This is a genomic window from Bdellovibrionota bacterium (genome assembly GCA_035292885.1).
Taxonomy (GTDB): domain Bacteria; phylum Bdellovibrionota_G; class JALEGL01; order JALEGL01; family DATDPG01; genus DATDPG01.
Map to the genome: position 1 here is coordinate 1 of DATDPG010000135.1, position 19,823 is coordinate 19,823.

The following is a 19,823-nucleotide window of genomic DNA, read 5'->3' on the forward strand; positions in this document are numbered from 1 at the left end:
GATCAAAAGCGATGTCCGAATCATCGCGGCTTCCAATCAAAATTTGGAGGAGGCCGTCCGTGAAAAGCGGTTCCGCGAAGATCTCTATTATCGTCTCAACGTCATCACGATCACGATTCCCCCGTTACGCTCCCGCCGGGACGATATTCCTCTCCTCTTGAATCATTTCCTCGTGTATTACGCTCAGAAAAACGGAAAACGAATCACCGGTTTCTCGGAAGAAGTGCGGCAGCTATTGATGGATTATGGCTGGCCGGGAAACGTTCGCGAACTGGAAAATCTCGTGGAGCGCGCCGTGGTGCTTACGAAGGGACCGGAACTGACGGTCGATCATCTCCCCGAATTGGTTCGAAAAGCTCCGGCGGCGGAAGGAGACCGAATCCCGATTCCGATCGGAATGCCTCTCGAAGAAGTCGAAAATTTGCTGATCCGCGAGACTCTCAAACGGGCTGGGGGGGATAAAACGCTGGCCGCAAAACTATTGGGCGTTGCGCCAAGAACCATTTACCGGAAGCTGGGAGGCGAATGACATTCTGTCAGCCCATCGGGCCGAGGCGCGACAATTTGGCAACCTGACTCGACACGCAATTCTCGCAGAGTTCGGCACACCCAATCCGCTTTAGCTTTCAATAACTTTCACTTTCCGTGAGATCCGAGAAATCCGCCGTACTGGCATAGGGCTTGCCCACGGAAGATTATGATGCGGTGGATCGACCTGATTCAGCGATACCGAACGACAACCAATGTCACCGGCACGATTCTGGTCGGCTGGCTTCTTTCCGCCATCGTCGGACAAACGATCGGCTTTCTTGTTCCGGCGTCGAAGGATTTTTCCGGACCTTCCGTCGCCGCGGTATCCGAAATCGACACGCTCGCCTTAGCCAGATCGAACACCCAGGCCATCGACTACTACATGCCGATTTGCGAAAGGAATATCTTCGATTCACTTAAACGATCGCCATGCGCCGACGAAGCGGCCGCCGGTGAAGAACAACCGGTTCAGCTCGATCTCAACTCACCGCCCGTAAAAAGCGATATCGGGGCAAAACTTTTGGGAACGATGGTCTCGACAAACCCGAACTTTTCGTTCGGGACGATCGCCCCGCGGGGGAGCGGCGAATCGCAGAGTTATTACATCGACGATACGTTGATGGATGAAGCGAAGATTTACGATATTCAACGAAACCGTGTTTTTTTCATTCGAAACGGCCATCGCGAATACATCGAGGTCGAAAATCTGCCGTCGATCTACGGATCCGGACCCGTGGTCGATTCCGTCCCCGCGCCTTCGGCCGGCGAGGGAATCAAACACGAGGGAGACAAAGTCATCGTCGCCCGTGCGAAAGTCGACGCGACTTTGGGTGACCTGAACAACATCATTCAACAAGCCCGCATGGTGCCGCATTTTGAAGGGGGACAAGTGAGCGGTTTCAAGGTTTTCGCGATCCGGCCCGGAAGCATTTTTCAAGAATTGGGATTGAAAAACGGGGACGTAATTCAGCGAATCAACGGAGCCGAAATCAACACCGTCGAAAAGGCGATCCCGATGCTTCAGCTGGCACGAACGGAAAATTCGTTGACGATCGATTTAAACCGCCGAGGACAAAAACAAACGTTATCGATTGAGATTCGATGACAGAGGAGAAAATCATGAAACCAAGAAACAAAACTTCGTCACCCTCGCTAAAAATAGGCCGAATATCGATGGCCTGTTTCTTGGTTTCTCTCAGTGGTTTCGGGATCAAGATTTCCGTGTCGGCGCAGGAAGCGGTGCCGCAGCCGAGTCTGTCGGTGGATGAGAAAGTTCGGAGTCAGCCACCCAACGGACCGGTTCGGCCGGGCCAGATCGACGGCCCCGCAAATCCCGACAGCGTGCCTCGCGGCGTGATTGAAACAACTCCGATCGTCAATCCAACCGTGGTGGAGCAAGCAGCCGAGGCGGCCACGCCTCCCCCGGTTTCGACTCCGGTTGCGATTCAGACCCCTTTTTCCCCGCCGCCCCCTCCCCCACCCGTAAGGCCTCTCCCGCCCAATCGGATGGGGCAGCCGATGGTTCCCGGTTCCCGGCCTTCTATGCCGACGGGATCCAGGCCATCGATTCCTCCTCCCCCTCCGCCACGCACTTCTCCGCCCTATGAAGCAACGAGCAAGCCGGCATGGCCGATGGCCAGGGATTCAAAAGGACTTGTGAATCTCGATTTCGTGGACGCGGAAATTTCGGAAATCGCGAAGTCGATCAGCGAGCTGACGAAACGGAATTTCATTCTCGACGACAAAATCCGAGGAAAGGTCACGATCATTTCACCCACGCCCGTCTCCCCCGAAGAGGCCTATCAGGCCTTCATCTCGGCTTTGGAAGTCAAAGGCTTTACGATCGTCAAAGCGGGAAGACTTTTGAAGATCGTACCGTTGCGGGACATGAAGACGTTGCCGATTCCGACGGAAGTCGAGCACCCGGTGGGCGGTGACGACATTTTCGTCACCCGACTGATTCCGCTCAACTACATCAGCGCGGCGGAAATCGTGAAATCGTTGCGAGGATTGGTCTCCAAGAACGGCGATCTTATTTCGTACGATCCCACGAACACGTTGATTCTCACCGACAACCTGAGCAACTTGCGTCGGTTGATTAAGTTAATCGACCTGTTGGATCAAAAAGGCTTTCAGGACGTCATGGAGGTCATCAAACTCAAATACGCTCCGGCGACGGATACCGCCGACAAGATCCGAAATATTTTGGATCTCAAGGATCAACGCGGCGGCCAGCCGCCTGGAGCGCCTCAGCCGGCCGCCGGGGAAGGACAGGGTTCGCAGTCCATATCCAAAATCATTCCGGACGAACGGACAAACTCTCTCATCGTACTGGCGAATCGAGAAGGCTTGCGGCGTGTTCGCGAAATCGTCGAGAAAATCGATCAGTCGATCCAGAATGAAATCGGCAAGGGTCGAATCCATGTTCATTATCTCCAATACGCCGACGCCGGCGAACTCGCGGCCACCCTGGCCAGCCTGAGCGGCGGCGGAGGCGGCGGCATGCGAGGTGGCCGCCCGAAATCGACGGCCGGCAGCCGTCCCACCGGAACCATGTTTCCAACCCCTGGAGGTTCTTCGAGCCCTCCTCCGATTCAGCCCTCGGGTCCCGCCGGAGGCGCGATCGCGAGCATGGACCTCTTTGGCGGCGAAGTTCACATTACGTCGGATCTTCCGACGAACTCCCTGGTCATCACCGCCTCTCCGGCCGATTACGAAGCGCTTCTGCCGGTAATTCAAAAACTCGACGTGCGCCGTCCCCAGGCGTTCGTGGAAGCCATGATCTTGGAGGTGGATATCGACAAGGCTTTCGATTTTGGAACGGCCATGCACCTCGGCACCCAGTTCGGGGACAACAACGATACGACGCTTTTCGGCGCCACCAGTTTTGGAAGCACGAGCTCCATATTCTTGCCCACCGATCCGTCCGCTCTCGGCGGGATGACCGTGGGTCTGCAAGGCAAGACCATCGACATTCCGGTGGCCGGCGGACAGACGCTGACGATTCCCACGTACGGAGCGGTCTTCCGGGCGCTTCAAACCAACGGAACGGTCAACGTCCTATCCACACCCAACATCCTGACCAAGGATAATATGGAGGCGGAAATCATCGTCGGCCAGGTCGTTCCGTTCATCACCGCACAGGGACGCGACGTGAACAATCAGCCGATCAACCAGATTCAGCGCGAAAACGTGGCGATCACCCTGCGCGTCACGCCGCAGATCAACGAGTCGGACGACATAACGATGGATATTTTTCAGGAAATCCAGGACCTCGTTCCGGGCCCCGATGTTCAGACGTTCGGACCCACGACCTCCAAGCGGTCGGCGAAAACAACGGTGCTGGTGAAGGACAGCCAGACGGTCACCGTGGGAGGATTGATCAGCGATCAGGAACGGAATTCCATCAGCAAGGTTCCCGTACTCGGAGATATTCCGATCATCGGCTGGTTTTTCAAGACCAAGAGCAAGACGAAACGAAAAACGAGCCTGGCCATTTTTCTCACGCCTCACATCATCCGTGAACCGGAGGATCTGGAGAGCATGACCATCCGAAAGAATGTGGAACGCCTCCGCTTCCTCAAGGAAAACAACGTCCCGGATCATCCGGGTCTCGAAAAATATCATCTGGATCGCGAACTCCAAGCGCCCAAGAAACTGGCTCCCCCAACCAGTAGAAAGCCGGTGCCGGCGGACGGGCCGACGGCGGCCTTTTTGGGCACGACGGAAGGGGTCCCCGCGGCAACGATCGTGGAGGCGACCCCTCAATGAAATCCCCCTGGGATAAGGACCCCGGCACCGTGATCATCCATAACGAAGAAGTTACGGAGCACTGGAGCGCCGAAGAGCATCTCGCGAAACAGAAGGAAGCGGCGGCCAAGAAAACGCAGACTCCTCCTGTTCAACCGTCCAAAGCTCCGGTACTTCCGAAATCGTCCGCAGCTCCAAAGTCCGCGGCCCCCTCGGGGACTCCAGCCAGTGCTGAGGATGTGGGCCGAGCGATCGACGAGACGCTCGGCAAGATCGGCTCCCAAAAAGAGGAAGAGTTCACCGGTTCGCTTTCGGCAGCGGATTTCACGACGGCGAAGGGGGCGGATCTCCGGGAAATCCTTCTCACCACGACCAAACTGACGCGGGAGCAGCTCGACGAAGCGTTGGCCGCGGAACGAGACGCCGCCAACACCGAAATGATCGGCGACATTCTCGTGAGAAAGAAACTGATCACGGAGGACGATCTCCTTAATGCGCTGAGCCTTCAGCTCGGAATTCCCGTGGACCGCCAGCTGACGGTCGAAGAGGTGGCCCAAGAACTGATTGCAAAGGTCCCGATCAACTTCGCCAAAAAACACGGCATCGTTCCGCTGAAAAAACACCGAAACACGGCGTACGTAGCGGTATCAAACCCCCTCGACCTTTCGCCGATCGACGATCTTCGGATCCTTCTGCAAATGGACGTGAAACCGATCCTCGCGAAGAAGTCGCAGGTGCTCGACGTCATCAATCGCATTTACGACCGGCAGACCAAGGCCCACGAAGACCTCATGGAGGACCTGGAGGAACAAGGTTTCGACTCAATGGCGCTTCCGGAGACCCAAGACCTCCTCGACAGCGAGGACGAGGCGCCGATCATCCGCCTGGTCAACACCCTGCTCTTCCGCGCGGTGAAAGACCGGGCCAGTGACATCCACATCGAGCCGTACGAAAAGGAGCTGTCGGTCCGCTTCCGCATCGACGGCGTGCTGTACGAAATCATGAAACCGCCGAAACGGGCGCAGGCCTCCATCAGTTCCCGAGTCAAGATCATGGCTCAGCTCGACATCGCCGAAAAGCGGGTTCCCCAGGACGGGCGAATCAAAATCAAGATCGCCGGACGGGACGTCGATATCCGCGTTTCCACCCTGCCCACCTCGTTCGGCGAATCGATCGTCATGCGACTGTTGGACACCTCCCACGTCATCTTGAGTCTGGAAGATCTCGGGTTCAGCCAAGAACAGCTGCAAAGGGTCCAGCAGGTCATTTCGCAGCCGCACGGAATCTTTCTCGTCACGGGACCCACCGGTTCAGGTAAGACGACCACGCTATACGCCTGTTTGTCACGCGTGAATTCGAGTGAAGTGAAAATCATCACGGTCGAGGATCCGGTCGAAATTCAGTTGACGGGGATCGCTCAGATCCAGGTGCACGACAAGGTCGGTTTGTCGTTCGCCGAAGGACTGCGTTCGATCCTTCGCCAGGACCCCGACATCATCATGGTGGGAGAAATCCGGGATCTCGAAACCGCCGACATCGCCATCCGCGCGTCGCTGACCGGACACTTGGTTTTCTCCACGCTGCACACCAACGATGCGATCGGGTCCGTCACGCGTCTGATCAACATGGGAGTCCCTCCCTACCTCGTCTCTTCGTCCCTCACGGCGGTCATGGCTCAGCGTTTGGTGCGCGTCGTTTGCAAAGAATGCCGCGAGGCGTACAGCCCGTCGCCCCAGGAGCTGAAGGACTTGAACATCAACCCCGAAGTCGCTCGCAAGGCCACGATCTTCAGGGCGCGTGGATGCCCCAACTGTTTCAATACCGGGTACCGCGGTCGGTCCGGAATTTATGAAATTTTGGTCGTCGACGATCAGTTCAAGAATCTCATCGTCGGCGGCGCCGACGACACCACCCTCAAGAAAAATGCGAACGCCCGGGGAATGAAAACCCTTCGTGCCGACGGAGCCCAGAAGGTTCTGCAGGGAGTCACCACGATCGAGGAGGTCTTGGGCGCCACCCAAGACGAGCTGACGCTCTCGTAATATGCCGGTCTTCGAATACAAAGCGGTCACCCCCGCGGGCAAGAACATCAAAGGCATCATCGACGCACCCAACGCTTCGGAAGCGCGCAGCCGCCTTCGAAAGGAGGGCGTATTCCTGACGGAAATTCAGGAAACGAAAGGCGAGGAAACTCCCGCGGCTCCGGGAAACATCCGTTTTTCCCGGGGAGTATCGGCCCAGGACATCACGATTATGAGCCGGCAGCTGGCCACGCTTGTCGCCGCCGGAATCCCGGTCGTCGAATCGTTGACCGCCCTCGTGGATCAGGTGGAGAACGTTAAACTCAAGCGGGCGCTCTCGGACGTCCGTGAAAAAGTGAACGAAGGCAGCTCGCTTGCGGACGCCATGGCGGCGCACCCAAAGATCTTCGCCAACCTTTTCGTCAACATGGTTCGGGCGGGCGAAGCGTCGGGCGCTTTGGAAATCGTTCTGAACCGTTTGGCCGATTTCAACGAGAATCAGACCCGCCTTCGGGGCAAGATCGCCGCCACGATGGCGTATCCGGCGATCATGCTCTTCATCGGCGGCGCGGCGCTGGTCGTTATCTTCACGATGGTCATACCCAAGTTGGTCCGGCTTTATGAAGATTTAAAACAGGCGCTCCCTCTTCCCACACGAATTCTCATCGGCATCAGCCATTTCGCGACCTCGTATTGGTACGTCGTCGTCGCCCTGGCGATGATCGTGTTTTTCTCGGTCCGGGCCTATATCCGCACGCCGGCCGGGCGCCGAAGATTCGACAAATTCACGTTGAATATGCCGATATTCGGAGCCCTTTTCCGGATGGTGGCGATCGCCCGGTTCGCCAACACGCTTTCCACCCTCTTGGCCAGCGGCGTACCGATCCTTCTCGCGATGGATATCGTGAGAAAGGTCGTGAACAACGTCGTGCTCGCCGACGTGATCGAGCATGTGCGGACCAACGTTTCTCAGGGCGATTCGATCGCGGAGCCGTTTCGCCGGTCCGGGGAATTTCCGCCGCTCGTCACGCACATGATCGCGGTGGGAGAAAAAACGGGACAGGTGGAAGCGATGCTGACGAAAGTGGCCGAGACTTACAACAACCAGGTCGACGCCCGCGTGGCGACGCTGACGTCGCTCTTGGAGCCGGTGATGATCGTCATCATGGCGGTCGTGATCGGCTTTATCGTATTCAGCGTCATGTTACCCATATTCCAAATGAATCAAGCGATTCGATAAGGAGGATCCATGTTGAGACGTTCATTAAGGAAGTTCGCGGTCTCCCGACGTGAGGCGGGGTTCACACTGGTGGAGCTCATCGCCGTCATGGTGATTCTCGGACTGCTGGCCGGGATCGTCACGCTTGGAATCAACGCGCAGGTCCAAAAAGCGCGCGTTCGCACGGCGATCACTCAGATTTCACAACTGGGGCAGGCCATCTCCACCTTTCACCTCGACTGCGGATTTTACCCGGACGCCCTTCAATCCCTGATTTCTCCGCCCGCCGGCGGACGACAATGCAAGGGATACACGCCGGGCGGATATCTAGAAAAGAAAGAGATCCCGTCCGATCCCTGGGGAAACCAATACCACTTCACCTCGCCCGGCACGCATGACGCCGACCGATACGATCTGTGGTCCGACGGCCCGGACGGCCAAGAGGGGACGGGCGACGACGTCGTGAGCTGGTCGACCAACGAGGCCACGCAAGAGGAGTAATCGTGCGCGGAAACGACAGAGGGTTCACGCTGATCGAGCTCGTCTTTGTGATGGTGTTGGTCGCCCTCTTTTCATCCGTAGCGATTCCGTCCGCCGGCAATTTGCTTGGAATCAATTTGCGCTCTTCCACCACTCAAATTGGCGGTTATCTCCGCAGCGCGTACGAACAGGCCGTCATGCGCCAGGAAAAAATCCGCGTGCGGTTCGATCTGACTCGCAACACGTACTGGGCGGAAACGTACGAAGAACCGGCGCCCGTGCCGCCGCTCGATGAGAATACGAAGATCGAGGAGGTTCAAAGCGCGTTCGAGGATCGGGCCGCCCAGCCGCAACTCACTCCCGAGGAAGAGCTGGCTCAGGACCAGGCGCTTCATAAAAAGGTCGACGCAGGCAGCCTGCGAACAACCACCCTGCCCAACGGCGTGAAGTTTAAAGGCGTGTATATCGCCAGTGAGGGAAGGATCGTCGACAGCGGCGCACCGTGGGTGGATTTCACTCCCGGCGGCTTCGCGCCGAAGACGATCGTTTATCTGACGAACAAAAACGGAAGCCGGACGTACAGCATCGTGCTTCAGCCGATCGGCGGGTTATCGAGAATCGAATTGGGAGAGGTGCGCCCCGATGATGTTTAACCGATCCGAAAATAAGTTTGGGCTCCGGTCCCGACGGTATCCCCCAAGTCCATGCTCGTACCTGCGCGTGGACTTGGGTGCCCCCGTCGGGCCACCCAAACCTATTTTCTCTTCGCGCAAAACATCCTTCGTCGAAGGGTTTTCATTCATAGAAGTCATGGCGGCGATGGTGATTTTGTCGATGTCGCTCATCGTCCTCATGGATAGCCAGGGACAGTCCATGAATCTCGTCGGACGAGCGCAAGATCTGGAACAAGCATCTCTCCTGGCAAAATCGAAAATGGTCGAATTGACGGAAGAGGCCACGACGAAGGGAATCACGTCCCTTCGGGAAACCGAAAGCGGCGAGTTCGATCAAACGCAACATCCGGGCTACCTATGGCGTTATTGGATCGCCCCAATCCCTTCGCCCGACTTTGCCAAAATGATGGGCATGGCTACGGAAGGGGTGGACATCGGCGGCCTTGATGAAGAGACAAAAAACACTGGGAATGCAGCCGTCTTAGCGGGCCCCCTTCAAGCAATAGGTGATATCTGGGGAAAGGCGCTTCGGGAGGTTCATGTGGAAGTCACATGGGGAAACGAGAAGAACCCTCGAAGCTACGACTTGGTCACGCATCTGATTGCTCCAGAGGCAATTACCCAAGTTCAGGCCCTGGTCGGCATGCTCGGAGGCGGCCCGGCTGCGGGGAACCCTGCAAACCCCCAAACCGGAACAAATCCGAACACAGGACAAAAATCTTCGTCCCAGCCGTCCAACAGGGGTACCGGGCAGAATCAAGGAACCACCCGATGAAGGATCGAGGCTTTACACTTATCGAGGTCATTCTTGCTTCGGTCATCCTCGCCATCCTCGGCACGCTGACCTGGGGATCGATCGCGGCCACTTTTCAAACGCAACAAACGGTGTCCCGCCACACGGAGATGCAGGAAGTGGGGACGACAACCCTGACCAAGATACAGGAGGATTTAAGCCAGGTCTTTCATGTCGAAGCGCCCAGACCCCTCACCTTCTTTCGCGGCGAGGACAACATGGACCACGACCGCATTCTCTTCAGCGCTCTGTCGCATCTCCCCAGCGGACCCAATGCTCACGAGTCGGATGAGGCGGAGGTGGAGTACGTGACGGAGAGCAACACGTCTTCGGAAGGCCTCTATTTTCTCAAACGCCGCGAGAGCCCGTTTCTCGATGAAAAACCCGAGGAAGGAGGCGATTTCATCCCGCTCGCCTCGAACGTCGCCGCTTTTAATATCGAATACAGCGACGGAACGACGTTCCGACCGACGTGGGACATCCGCTCGTCGGACCAACTCAATAAGATGCCGAAGCTCGTCCGCATCTATCTCCGCTTGCGCGATGAAACGGGACGGGAGGCGGTCTTCGAAACCACCGTCGATATTCCTCTGTCCGAGAACCTAAGCGTTCAAGTCCAGCAACCCGCCGCCGGCGCCCCCGGGACAACGCAGCCGGGCACCATGCCCGGGCAGCCTGGCGTGCGGCCGACGACGACACCTGGAGCAAACCCCTCGGGAGCCAACCCATCGAATGATTTTGATTCCGGAGAGATCCGTTGACGAAGTTGCGGACGAGAGACCGGCGCGGCGTCGCCCTTCTCATGGTGCTCACGGCGATCGCCATTATCACGGCGGTGGTCGTGGAGGTGACCTATACCTCGCAACTTTCCGCGACGATCGTAACCAATCATCGGGATGGTCAAAAAGCCGTGGAGCTGGCACGAGCGGCGTTGCGATGGTCGATTTTCCGAATCCAGCTCGACAATGCGCTGGACCAAGTCCCGGCCGTAGCAAACACGAATTACGGCGGCCGCAAAGACGATCTCTCGGAAGTTCAGTGGGCCTTTCCGATTTCGTACCCGTTTCCCACGGCGGCGCTGGCAGCCGCCGGCTCACCTCAAGAAGGATCGGCGATTCCAACCGCGCAGAACCTGGAAACGCCGGACGGTTCCTTTGTAACGGTACTCAGCGATGAATCCGGCAAAATCAACCTCAATGATGTCGGACGCGGGGGTCCCCCCGGTCAGCAGCAACCTTCCGCGGCTATGGAAATTTTGGAAAATCTCCTGCTGTCCGACCGCTTCAGGATCTACTTCAAAGGCAAAGACCATCGAACGCTGCTCTGGGCGATCGAGGATTGGATCGACAGCGACAGTGAAATCAATCACCTCGGGGGCGGGATCGAGGACGCGGAATATCAAACGGTTAATCACGATCACCACGTCAAGAACGGGCCTTTCTATTCGGTGATGGAAATTCGAGAACTGGCGCCGATGAACGACAAACTCTACCGGGAGCTTCTCCCGTTCGTGACCGTCTACCCCTTCGACGCGCGCCTCCCCCGAATTTCCGCCGCGCCGGTGACCGCCATAGGGAAGATCAATGTGAACACCGCTCCCCTGGAGGTGATCGCGGCCCTGTTCAATCGCGAGGTTTTCCCGGAGCAGCAGCAACGATTGGAATGCGCCCAACAGGTTGTAAAGTATCGGAAGAACGTCGTCTTCCGGTCGATCCCCGATCTCATGAAATTCCTGGAACAGTCGTGCGGCGGAGCCCCGGCCGGCCAGGGCGCGCCGTCGATCCTCAGTTCCCGCGTCCAGCTCTACGTAAATGTGCGGACCGATACGTTTTCCACCGAAGCGACCGGTCTGGCCGGAAACGTCCAAAAAACGATCCGAGCCGTGATCTCGCGGCAGAACCCGACGCAGCCTAAGATTCTTTACTGGAAGGTGCTCTGATGCTTCAAAAAATTCTCGGACTCGACATCGGTTCGTATTCCATTAAGGCGGCCCTTTTCGAAACGACATTTCGATCGTACGAGTTGACCGATCTGTTTGAGTCGGCTCCGTTTGCGGCGGACGAACTCGCGCCGGAAGACCGGCCGGTGGTGATCACGGAAGCCATTCTTCGCCTTCTTCAAGATCATTCCATCGCCGCGCCGACCGTCGTTACGGCGATTTCCGGAATGGGCGTGTCGACCCGAATCCTTACGCTTCCGTTGCCGGCAAGACAGGTCTCGCGTGTTCTGCCGTTCGAACTCGAACCGTTCCTTCCGTTTGATCTCGATGAGATCATTGTCGACCATCACCTCATCTCCTCGTCGCCCACGGAATCGGTTTGTCTGGCCGCCGCCGTGAAGAAGGCAACGTTAGCGGAGCACGTCGCCCTCGTGAAAAACGCCAATCTCGACCCGGCCTTCGTCGGTCTCGACTCGCTCATGCTCTACAACTTAAGCCAGATGACACTTTCCCGGGATCCGGGAACCTATGCGATCGTCGATATCGGCCACCAAAAGACGTCGGTCTGTGTGGTTTCAAACGGCAACATCCAATACGTCCGGACGATTTTTACGGCCGGAAAATCAATTACGGACACGATACGGGAAGAGCTCGATTTGACGCTGGAACAGGCGGTCGAGGTCAAGCACAACCATGGAATTCTCGAACTGGAGAACCAGCCGCTCAAAAGCCCGGATCTCCGCCGCCTTTCCGCAGCGATTCGGACCGTCGTGGATCCCCTCATTCGGGAAGTCCTCCAAACGTTTCACGCCTATCGGGCCCAAGTCTCCAAAGGAAATCCAAGCCCGCAGGCCGTGGAGCGGATTTATCTCTGCGGCGGGGGATCTCTGCTTCGAAATCTGTCCGAATACATGAACGCGATCACGAACGTCCCGGTGAACCGGTTGCGGTTTTTTCCGGAGGACCACGAGGTTTCCCGAAAGCTCGGCAAAAAGGAGCCGGTTTTGGCGCAAGCCGTCGCGCTGGGCCTTCGGGCGGCGGCCCGGGGCGCCGCGGCCAAACATGTCGCGAGCCTCAATTTCCGCAAGAACGAATTTGCTTTCGCCCGGGACTTCACCGGTCTTAAAGAAAAGGCCGTTTTCTTCAGTAAATGGATAACCGCGATTTTCGTCCTCGCCCTCCTTCACGTCGGCCTTCGATACGAGAACCTTTCCCGCCAAAACTCGCGCGTGGAGGCCGCGGTCCTCCGGACGTTCCGCGAGATTGCGCCGGACGTTCAGAATCCGCCGAACAATTCCACGGCGGCCCTGAAAATCCTCGAAGAGAGGATCCAAAAATTTCGCGAAAAGCAGGAGATCCTCACCGCGGGATTGAATGAGATGACGGCTTTGCGGATTCTGCGAGAAATATCGGCGATGCTCCCTCCCGATCTGCCGATCGATGCGCAAGAACTGACGATCAACCGGAACACCGTGACGATCCGAGCGAACACCGACTCCCTTGCGTCGGTGGATGGGATAATCGCCTCGCTTCAACAGCATTCCAAATTCAAAAAAATCGAGCGGGGAGACACGCGGGAATCCGCGGACGGGAAAAAGACGTTTCAAATTACGATGAGTGTCGGCGACGAGGAACCGACGCCCAAAGACCGGAGGCGGCCATGAATCTCCCTTTCGACCGGTGGCGTGAGCTCCTGGGACAACTCGAAGTCGTTAAGACCTATTACGCGCGGCTCACGGAACGGGAGCGCCTGATCGTCTTGGGCTCCGTCGCGGCCGGGATCCTTTTCATCATGATCGTCATCTACTCCGCGCTGCTGGCGGCCACCGCGAGCATGGACTCAAGGATTGAAAAAAACCGAAAAAACATGAAGCGCTTGCAGGAACTTCAATCCGTTTACATTCAATCCGAACGACAAATACGGGAACTCGATCAAATGATCCGCCGCACCGACCCGAGCTTTCAGGCCGCGACACACCTTGAACAGCTCGCCCGGCGGTACGGCATTACGATCGACTCTCTCAAAGACCGGCCCGGCCCCCCGAACGACCTCTATCGGGAGACACAGGTATCCGTTTCCGTCCGTCAGATCACATTGCGTGCATTAATGAGTTATCTGTTCGACATTGAGACATCCCGGCAACTGCTCCGCGTCAGTTCGCTGCAAGTTCGACCCAATTTTACCGACCCGACGCTCCTTCAGGTCACGTTCGTGGTTTCCACCTTTCAACCGAGCCAAGGCACATGAAGTTTCTTCCGACCAAAGAAACGCTGAAAGCGTTCGCCAAATATATCGCTCTCGGCAGCGTCGTTTTCTTTATTGGTGTCGTCTGGAATTTTCCGTACGAGCGAATCCGCGACACGCTGACCAGTTCGCTCAAGCGGCAAACCGGTTACATGATCGACATGAGCACGCTCTCGCCGGCGCTTCCGATCGGATTCAAGGCCGCGAACGCCCGAGTTCAGGGACCCCCGCTCGGAACTCTTCCCGTGGACATCGAATTCGACGAACTGCGCATCACGGTCTCCCCCTTTTCCCTCTTCCTTTATCCCTTCCGAAAATCACTCTCCCTTTCGTACAGCGCCGAGCGGCAAAAAAACGTCTGGAGCGGCAACGCTTCGCTGGGCAAGGACGAAGTTTCCTTCAAGATTAAAACGAAAGAACTGAAATTAAAACAGTCGATTCCGATGGAACAAATCAATCCTCTGTTCGCGGGCTCCGACGTCACGATGGCGGCAAATGTCGGCCTGTCGGCGTCGCTCTCGGGTTCCAGGCCCTCCGTCATGCGGGGAGATCTCTCCGCGGCGGAAGGCAAAATCGCGTTCACGGCGTCGGAAGTTACCGTGAAGGGCCCTGTGGTCAACCATGGATTCAATACTCTGCGATTCGATAAAGTTACGCTGGACGCCCGGATGCAAAAGGGGAAGCTTGATGTGAACGCGATTACCCTTTCCGGCCCGGATATCGCGGGCACGGCGAACGGCTCCCTGAAAATCGACCCGTATTTCCCGCGAAGCCAGCTCCGGCTCGAATCGAAACTCACGATCTCGGAGAAAGCCAAAGTAATCCGGGATTTCGTCACCGCGTTCGGTGAAACGTTGGGCATTCGAATGGACCCCAACGGCACCTTCGCGCTTCGAATCGAGGGACCGCTGACTCCGATCGACCGCTTAAGCGTTCGAGGATACTAGGCTATAATCCTTTTTTATCGTGCCGGCCCCCAATACAAAAGATGCTGCACCGCGCGAGTCGGTGCGCGTTCCGCTTGAAACCAAGGTCAATCTGGAATTTGAAAAATTCACCGGATTCATCACGGAATATTCCTCCAACATTTCGGACGGCGGAATGTTCATCAAGACGCACGAGCCCAGGCCGGTCGGAACAATTTTGAGTTTTGATTTCCGGCTGCGAGACAATTTCAAGCTCATTCAAGGGCTCGGTGAAGTGGCCTGGGTTCGGCAAATCGATGCCGCGCCGGACAAACCGGCGGGCATGGGAATCAAATTTCACGATATCGATGAACCCAGCCGCGAGTTGATCAAGACGATGGTCAGCCACCACGTGAAATCCGGCGGCGCTCCTTTCAACGTTGACGACTTCATACGGGAGACCGCGAACCCGACACCCCTGATACCGGCCAAGGGACCGGCCACGGTGGAAGAAGATTTCAAGGCACTGTTTGAAGCCGCCGATCCGTTCCAGCAGACCCCTTCGGTTTCCCCCGACGTCGCCGCCCCCTCTCCTCCTCCAGCGCAAAAACCAGAGCCTCCGTCATCCCCTGCCCCACCGGCCACAACTTCACCGCGTCCCCCAACCGCGCGAACGCCGGCGGTTGCCACATCAACGCCCAAACCTACCAAGAGACTAGGGATCGTGATCGAAGACGAAAGCGTATTGGGAGACGAACCGATTCTCAAAACCACCATACGTCCTGCAGAGGACCTTCAGCCGTCCCGTTCGCGGGCGTGGTTGTTGGTCCTTGCCGGCTTACTATTGATGGGGGTTGGAGGCGCTGCGTTTGTCTTTAAGGAGAAACTGACGACACCGAAAGTTGCAACCCCTGATGAAGCCGCCATGAAGACGCCTCCGGCCACCCATCCAAATCCCGCGCCCACGGCGGAAACGAAAGTCTTTGTACCCCCGGCCGCGACGCCTTCGCCGGCCGCAGCGGTTGAGACCGTAAAGATCGAGCCACACGTATCGAAAATCACAGCGCCCGAGGCAAAAACCGTGGTCGCCCCCCGGCCCGCAAATGGCCTATCGATCGTGGAGAACATCACCGGACAACAGGTCGGCGACGAAACTATTTTGACGGTGTGGGGAAACGGGGACTTTTCAACGGAACGATACAGCCATCTCCGTGTGGGCGGGCCGAAAGCCCGAGAAGTCATCAAAATCGGGGGAATTCGCCAAGCCTACCCCAAATCGACGCTCGCCCTGAAATCGGCCCACGTGCGACAGGTACGAACCGGCTATCACGCCGAAGGCGGAGGCGAACTCCATATCGTTCTGGACCTTTTGACCCCGCAGGTCACGCTCAGCAAGATCGTCTCCCACGGATCCAAGCTCCAAGTGCATCTGACGAAATAGACATTCCGCCACTGCCGAGGTATTTCTCCGGGGCGCATTCAAACAACGTTTGCGACGAAGGGATGCGGAAAAATCCGCGTTCCGTGCTTTGCCCAAGCGGGTCAGACAAAGGAACGCGAAGTTTTTCGCAGACCAAGGCGCGAAGCTCGGCGAGAGCGCAGCATACCTGCTAAGGTATGTGAGCACCGAGACGAGCTTCGCAACGAAGGGATGCGGATAAATCTGCGTTCCGTGACAAATGGGCGACGTACCCAAGTGGTAAGGGAGCAGTCTGCAAAACTGCGATTCGCCGGTTCGAATCCGGCCGTCGCCTCCAAAAGATTTCAAGCGAAAAGATCCGGAAGCCGTTAAACCGTGAAAAGCAAAAACGAACGGTTTCGATAGTTTGATCGGATCAATTCGGGGAACGCATCACGCAAAGTCACTCGTTATCACGGAACGTGGCTTCTTTTTGGCTACCGTTTGGCTACTCACGTCTTGATGCGAATGTGCTCACCAGGTGTTTTCCACGACGACACATTTCTGATCATTGTCGATTTTCACCTCCGAGTGGCTACCCATGCCGTGAGTTACGTAACCAAACGCCTGACATTCGAAGGTTCTGCCCCCTGGCCCATACCAGTGGAGTTGGACCGCTCCGTCACCTTTGGCATGGAACAGTTTCGACAATTTGGCTTGAGGTTGTAGCTGGCCTAAATGGATGCTGTCTTGCTTGATGGAGTAATCCACGACCAGATTCAGATCTTGAAGTGCTGAGCGGCTCACATTCGATATCACAATCTTGTTGAAAGATCTGATCGCAGCTCCTCCCCAAAGGCATAGCCCCGCGATCGGGTAATTCATGAGAAGCAGCAACAAAGCCCAAACCGCGCGACGCGAGGTTCCTGAAGGAAGGGTTTCCCGGTGAAAGGCAAGAAGCGTGAGCATCGAACCAATGGCCGCGAGATTAGCAACAATGCTCACGAATAAGAACAAAATGCCAAGCAACTCAAGCAGAGGGTTGCGAGTGAAAAAGAACACTACAAGAATGACGCCAGCGACCACTGGTGGCACAACCGCGACACCATGCGCCCATGGAACATATCGTTCAATCTTCATTGGTCTGACTTTCGCCTTACGGAAATTCTAGCCGTTCGGGGCCTGTTCAAGCGGCCCGCCCCCTCAGTCCCTCCGCGACTCGCGTCTGAAGATCGAGCACGAGGCCCAGCTTCCGCGCGTAGATAACAAGCTTATCCAGGGACATCTTGTTGACCTTTCGCGTTCGCAGGTCGCTCACCTGCGAGGGTTGCGCGTCCAATACTTCGCATAATTGCTTCGTGGACAGTTTCTTCTCCGTGATTCTCTGACGAATCGAATGCCAGAGAATATTTTTCACTTCGAGAACGGCCGCTTCTTCCGGGGAAAAGCCGAGAGCTTCATAGGCACTGCCCGTGGTCCTGAATTCGACCCCATGGAATTCCTCGTTTTTTCGTTTCCCGTTTTTCATCGAACTTACCCCTTTCGGATATGACCCATTGCCTCTTTGAAACGGAGACGAATGGTCCGCAGATCCATCTTGCTCGTCTTGCCGCTCTGCTTTTCGAACGCATGGAGCACGTAAATCCTACCTTTCATCTTTACGAGATAAGCCACGCGGTACCATGCCCGCTCGTCTTGGTGCCGTAGCTCGTAAACGCCGGGCCCAGCGGATGGAAGGGGCCGGTAATGCTTCGGCATAAACCCCAACTGGAGAGCGTTCAGTTCGTCGCCGAGCGCCTTTCGGGCCTGTTTCGGAAAGGCCCGCAGGACCTGGCGGGAGTCCCCCATGAAGAGGATCTCCTTCCGTGAAGGCAGGCCGGCGACAATCACGGCACTGACGCTCTCTTATTCATTAATTCATAAATATATAAATTTGTCAATCCACTCATCTTCTTCTTACCCAAGCCCATGATTTCACTTTACTTGAGCTTATCCAACGCATCTTCATGCTCGGCGTATGCAGCTCGTGCGCCCTTCAGAAACGTGTGCGTGTCCGCCGGGACCAGCTCAATCGTTTGCGGCTCAGAGATGAATTTTTCCACGGCGAGTTTAAGCAGCTGGGAAAACTTGATGTTATTTTTCTTCAGATAGTTTTTGACCTTGGTTTCAAGATCGGCACCAAGGCGGACGCTTCGAGGAAGTCCCATTTCGTTACTTACTATAAATACAACGTATCCGCTCCACAAATCCATCTATGAAATGAATTTTGAAGCGAGCAGAGTCGATGGATGAAAAGAACGAGAGCGGAGATCGAAGAGTTCTGGGCTGAGGAAATTACAAAATGGGAGGCGAGCGGGAAGAGTGCGTTGGCGTATTGCCGGGAGCTGAATCTGAAGTACTCGACGTTTGGATACTGGAGGAGACAACTTCGACCTGTGGAAACGGGAAAGGCAATGGCGAAGGCAAGTCACTTCGTGCCGATTCCTGTGATTTCAAATCCAGTCCCCCCCGAGCTCTTTTTTCGGGTGGGTGGATATGAGGTATTGATTCGGAGTTCTTCTTGAGAGGTGTTTCATCTTTTTCGCGGATTCACCTGTACGTGGGAGCTGTGGATTTTCGCAAATCGATCGACGGACTTTCTGGGATCGTGGAGTCGAGCATGAAGTTGGATCCATTTTCCGCTGAGCTGTTTGTATTTGTGAGTCGATGCCGAACGCGACTTCGGATTCTGTATTGGGACCGAACGGGATTTGCGTTATGGATGAAGCGTTTGGAGAAAGAGCGGTTTAGCTGGCCGAGGAAAGTGGAAGAGGCGTATTCGATGAACCTTACACACGCTCAATTGGAATTATTGTTGGAGGGTGTAAATATTTTTCAAATAAAAGCGCATTCGACGTTAACATTTGCTTGCATGAGCTGAACAATCGTTCAAACTCAGTACTACAGTGAGTTTGCAAGAGATCGACACCCATCAGAATGTTTCAGATTTGCAGGGAGTCATTGCAAGTCTTCATCAGCAAAACACCTCCCTAGTAGAAGAAAAAACGTCCTTGGAAGCACAAGTGACGTATCTCAAAGAGAAGATCGAGATTTTTAAGCTGAAGTATTTTGGGAAGAAGAGCGAGAAGGTCACCCGCTTGGCACTCGAACAGCTGGGTCTTTTGTTTAATGAGCTGGAGGAAGAAAAGGCCAAAGCTCCATCCGAGCAGGAAGAGCTGATTGACATTCCCGCACACCAGAGAAAAGCCCGTGGGAAGAGAGCCCCGCTTCCCGCAGATCTTCCTCGTAAAGAAGTCGTGATCGATCTTCCGGAGTCAGAAAAAGTTTGCGCCGAAGGAAACCATCCGATGGTTTGCATCGGGGAGGATGTGTCGGAGAAGTTGGAGATCATTCCCGAAGAGATCTACGTTCTTCAAACCAAGCGGAAGAAATATGCCTGTCAGATCTGTCAGGAGGGTGTGAAGACCGCGGCTCTTCCGCCCTCAATCTTGCCCAAGAGTAACTGTGGGGAAGGCCTCTTGGCTTATCTCGTAACCGCCAAGTACTGCGATCATTTACCGCTCTACAGACTGGAAGAGAAATTGGGAAGAATGGGTGTGGATCTACCCCGGCAAACGCTGGCGAGGTGGATGGGGGAAGCCGCCCAGCAGCTCACTCCCATTCTCAACCTCCTTCAAGACCGAATCTTGGAAAGCTCGTATATCCAGATGGACGAAACCCGGGTTCAAGTTTTAGGAGAAAAACGAAAGCCTGTGCTTTCGGACAAGTTTATTTGGGTGAGACGAAAGCCAGGAGTAGAACCCCTTATTTTATATGAGTACGATCCTTCCCGAAGCAGCGAAGTCCCCAAACGATTACTCCCCGAGT

Annotated in this window: 21 protein-coding genes and 1 tRNA gene; 18 read left to right on the forward strand and 4 right to left on the reverse strand. The window is 55.9% G+C overall.

The window, feature by feature from the left end; genetic code table 11:
• From VI895_10250 to VI895_10320, 15 genes are all read left to right on the forward strand, one after another.
• On the forward strand, positions 1–529 hold a 529-nt coding region (locus tag VI895_10250; GenBank protein HLG20178.1), incomplete at its 5' end, for a sigma 54-interacting transcriptional regulator.
• A gap of 168 nt (positions 530–697) precedes the next feature.
• A complete protein-coding gene (gene gspC, locus VI895_10255; protein ID HLG20179.1) occupies positions 698–1,636 on the forward strand; it encodes a type II secretion system protein GspC in 939 nt (312 codons plus the stop codon).
• A 14-nt stretch (positions 1,637–1,650) separates the two neighbouring features.
• The gene (gspD, locus tag VI895_10260) at positions 1,651–4,302 is read left to right on the forward strand and encodes a type II secretion system secretin GspD (protein ID HLG20180.1); all 2,652 of its coding nucleotides are present in this window, start codon (positions 1,651–1,653) and stop codon (positions 4,300–4,302) included.
• Complete coding sequence (gspE, locus tag VI895_10265) at positions 4,299–6,323, forward strand: type II secretion system ATPase GspE (protein ID HLG20181.1); 2,025 nt, start codon at positions 4,299–4,301, stop codon at positions 6,321–6,323. The genes gspD and gspE overlap by 4 nt, the downstream gene beginning before the upstream one ends.
• A 1-nt stretch (position 6,324) precedes the next feature.
• Complete coding sequence (gene gspF, locus VI895_10270) at positions 6,325–7,542, forward strand: type II secretion system inner membrane protein GspF (GenBank protein HLG20182.1); 1,218 nt, start codon at positions 6,325–6,327, stop codon at positions 7,540–7,542.
• Positions 7,543–7,551: 9 nt separating this feature from the next.
• Complete coding sequence (gene gspG / locus VI895_10275) at positions 7,552–8,022, forward strand: type II secretion system major pseudopilin GspG (GenBank protein HLG20183.1); 471 nt, start codon at positions 7,552–7,554, stop codon at positions 8,020–8,022.
• A gap of 2 nt (positions 8,023–8,024) precedes the next feature.
• On the forward strand, positions 8,025–8,654 hold the full coding sequence (locus VI895_10280) for a prepilin-type N-terminal cleavage/methylation domain-containing protein (GenBank protein HLG20184.1): 630 nt from the start codon (positions 8,025–8,027) through the stop codon (positions 8,652–8,654).
• A 157-nt stretch (positions 8,655–8,811) separates the two neighbouring features.
• Positions 8,812–9,450, forward strand: a complete 639-nt coding sequence (locus tag VI895_10285; protein ID HLG20185.1) for a hypothetical protein — start codon at positions 8,812–8,814, stop codon at positions 9,448–9,450.
• A complete protein-coding gene (locus tag VI895_10290) occupies positions 9,447–10,229 on the forward strand; it encodes a prepilin-type N-terminal cleavage/methylation domain-containing protein (protein HLG20186.1) in 783 nt (260 codons plus the stop codon). The genes VI895_10285 and VI895_10290 overlap by 4 nt, the downstream gene beginning before the upstream one ends.
• Positions 10,226–11,407: a type II secretion system minor pseudopilin GspK gene (gspK, locus tag VI895_10295; GenBank protein HLG20187.1), complete on the forward strand. Its 1,182-nt coding sequence runs from the start codon at positions 10,226–10,228 to the stop codon at positions 11,405–11,407. Before VI895_10290 ends, gspK begins: the two co-directional genes overlap by 4 nt.
• Positions 11,407–13,071 carry a pilus assembly protein PilM gene (gene pilM, locus VI895_10300; protein ID HLG20188.1) on the forward strand — a complete coding sequence of 555 codons (1,665 nt, stop codon included), beginning with the start codon at positions 11,407–11,409 and terminating at the stop codon, positions 13,069–13,071. The genes gspK and pilM overlap by 1 nt, the downstream gene beginning before the upstream one ends.
• A complete protein-coding gene (gspM, locus tag VI895_10305; GenBank protein ID HLG20189.1) occupies positions 13,068–13,655 on the forward strand; it encodes a type II secretion system protein GspM in 588 nt (195 codons plus the stop codon). The genes pilM and gspM overlap by 4 nt, the downstream gene beginning before the upstream one ends.
• Entirely contained in the window at positions 13,652–14,599 is a 948-nt protein-coding gene (gene gspN / locus VI895_10310; protein HLG20190.1) for a type II secretion system protein GspN, read from the forward strand. Before gspM ends, gspN begins: the two co-directional genes overlap by 4 nt.
• A 19-nt stretch (positions 14,600–14,618) precedes the next feature.
• Positions 14,619–15,998: a TIGR02266 family protein gene (locus VI895_10315; protein HLG20191.1), complete on the forward strand. Its 1,380-nt coding sequence runs from the start codon at positions 14,619–14,621 to the stop codon at positions 15,996–15,998.
• A 241-nt stretch (positions 15,999–16,239) separates the two neighbouring features.
• Positions 16,240–16,314 (forward strand) — tRNA-Cys (locus tag VI895_10320).
• Between the two features lie 176 nt (positions 16,315–16,490).
• Here the strand turns inward: VI895_10320 and VI895_10325 are convergent.
• The 4 genes from VI895_10325 to VI895_10340 all read right to left on the reverse strand — a co-directional run bounded on the left by VI895_10325 (position 16,491) and on the right by VI895_10340 (position 18,163).
• Positions 16,491–17,096, reverse strand: a complete 606-nt coding sequence (locus tag VI895_10325) for a hypothetical protein (GenBank protein HLG20192.1) — start codon at positions 17,094–17,096, stop codon at positions 16,491–16,493.
• Positions 17,097–17,142: 46 nt separating this feature from the next.
• Positions 17,143–17,484: an XRE family transcriptional regulator gene (locus VI895_10330; GenBank protein HLG20193.1), complete on the reverse strand. Its 342-nt coding sequence runs from the start codon at positions 17,482–17,484 to the stop codon at positions 17,143–17,145.
• 5 nt (positions 17,485–17,489) lie between these two features.
• On the reverse strand, positions 17,490–17,846 hold the full coding sequence (locus VI895_10335) for a type II toxin-antitoxin system RelE/ParE family toxin (protein ID HLG20194.1): 357 nt from the start codon (positions 17,844–17,846) through the stop codon (positions 17,490–17,492).
• An 89-nt stretch (positions 17,847–17,935) separates the two neighbouring features.
• Entirely contained in the window at positions 17,936–18,163 is a 228-nt protein-coding gene (locus VI895_10340; GenBank protein HLG20195.1) for a hypothetical protein, read from the reverse strand.
• A gap of 81 nt (positions 18,164–18,244) precedes the next feature.
• Between VI895_10340 and VI895_10345 the strand changes: the two genes are divergently transcribed.
• The 3 genes from VI895_10345 to VI895_10355 form a co-directional block, all read left to right on the forward strand.
• Positions 18,245–18,520: a hypothetical protein gene (locus tag VI895_10345; GenBank protein HLG20196.1), complete on the forward strand. Its 276-nt coding sequence runs from the start codon at positions 18,245–18,247 to the stop codon at positions 18,518–18,520.
• Positions 18,517–18,876 (forward strand): IS66 family insertion sequence element accessory protein TnpB, encoded by a 360-nt coding sequence (tnpB, locus tag VI895_10350; protein ID HLG20197.1) that lies wholly within the window; start codon positions 18,517–18,519, stop codon positions 18,874–18,876. Before VI895_10345 ends, tnpB begins: the two co-directional genes overlap by 4 nt.
• Positions 18,877–18,901: 25 nt before the next feature.
• The coding region (locus VI895_10355; GenBank protein ID HLG20198.1) for an IS66 family transposase at positions 18,902–19,823 on the forward strand (922 nt) is incomplete at its 3' end.

What these genes read in the sequence shown, in the direction of transcription:
- gspC (HLG20179.1), top strand. Translation starts at nt 698, where the DNA reads ATGATGCGGTGGATCGACCTGATTCAGCGATACCGAACGACAACCAAT.
- gspD (HLG20180.1), top strand. Translation starts at nt 1,651, where the DNA reads ATGAAACCAAGAAACAAAACTTCGTCACCCTCGCTAAAAATAGGCCGA.
- gspE (HLG20181.1), top strand. Translation starts at nt 4,299, where the DNA reads ATGAAATCCCCCTGGGATAAGGACCCCGGCACCGTGATCATCCATAAC.
- gspF (HLG20182.1), top strand. Translation starts at nt 6,325, where the DNA reads ATGCCGGTCTTCGAATACAAAGCGGTCACCCCCGCGGGCAAGAACATC.
- gspG (HLG20183.1), top strand. Translation starts at nt 7,552, where the DNA reads ATGTTGAGACGTTCATTAAGGAAGTTCGCGGTCTCCCGACGTGAGGCG.
- VI895_10285 (HLG20185.1), top strand. Translation starts at nt 8,812, where the DNA reads ATGGCGGCGATGGTGATTTTGTCGATGTCGCTCATCGTCCTCATGGAT.
- VI895_10290 (HLG20186.1), top strand. Translation starts at nt 9,447, where the DNA reads ATGAAGGATCGAGGCTTTACACTTATCGAGGTCATTCTTGCTTCGGTC.
- pilM (HLG20188.1), top strand. Translation starts at nt 11,407, where the DNA reads ATGCTTCAAAAAATTCTCGGACTCGACATCGGTTCGTATTCCATTAAG.
- gspM (HLG20189.1), top strand. Translation starts at nt 13,068, where the DNA reads ATGAATCTCCCTTTCGACCGGTGGCGTGAGCTCCTGGGACAACTCGAA.
- gspN (HLG20190.1), top strand. Translation starts at nt 13,652, where the DNA reads ATGAAGTTTCTTCCGACCAAAGAAACGCTGAAAGCGTTCGCCAAATAT.
- VI895_10325 (HLG20192.1), bottom strand. Translation starts at nt 17,096, where the DNA reads ATGAAGATTGAACGATATGTTCCATGGGCGCATGGTGTCGCGGTTGTG.
- VI895_10330 (HLG20193.1), bottom strand. Translation starts at nt 17,484, where the DNA reads ATGAAAAACGGGAAACGAAAAAACGAGGAATTCCATGGGGTCGAATTC.
- VI895_10340 (HLG20195.1), bottom strand. Translation starts at nt 18,163, where the DNA reads ATGGGACTTCCTCGAAGCGTCCGCCTTGGTGCCGATCTTGAAACCAAG.
- VI895_10345 (HLG20196.1), top strand. Translation starts at nt 18,245, where the DNA reads ATGAAAAGAACGAGAGCGGAGATCGAAGAGTTCTGGGCTGAGGAAATT.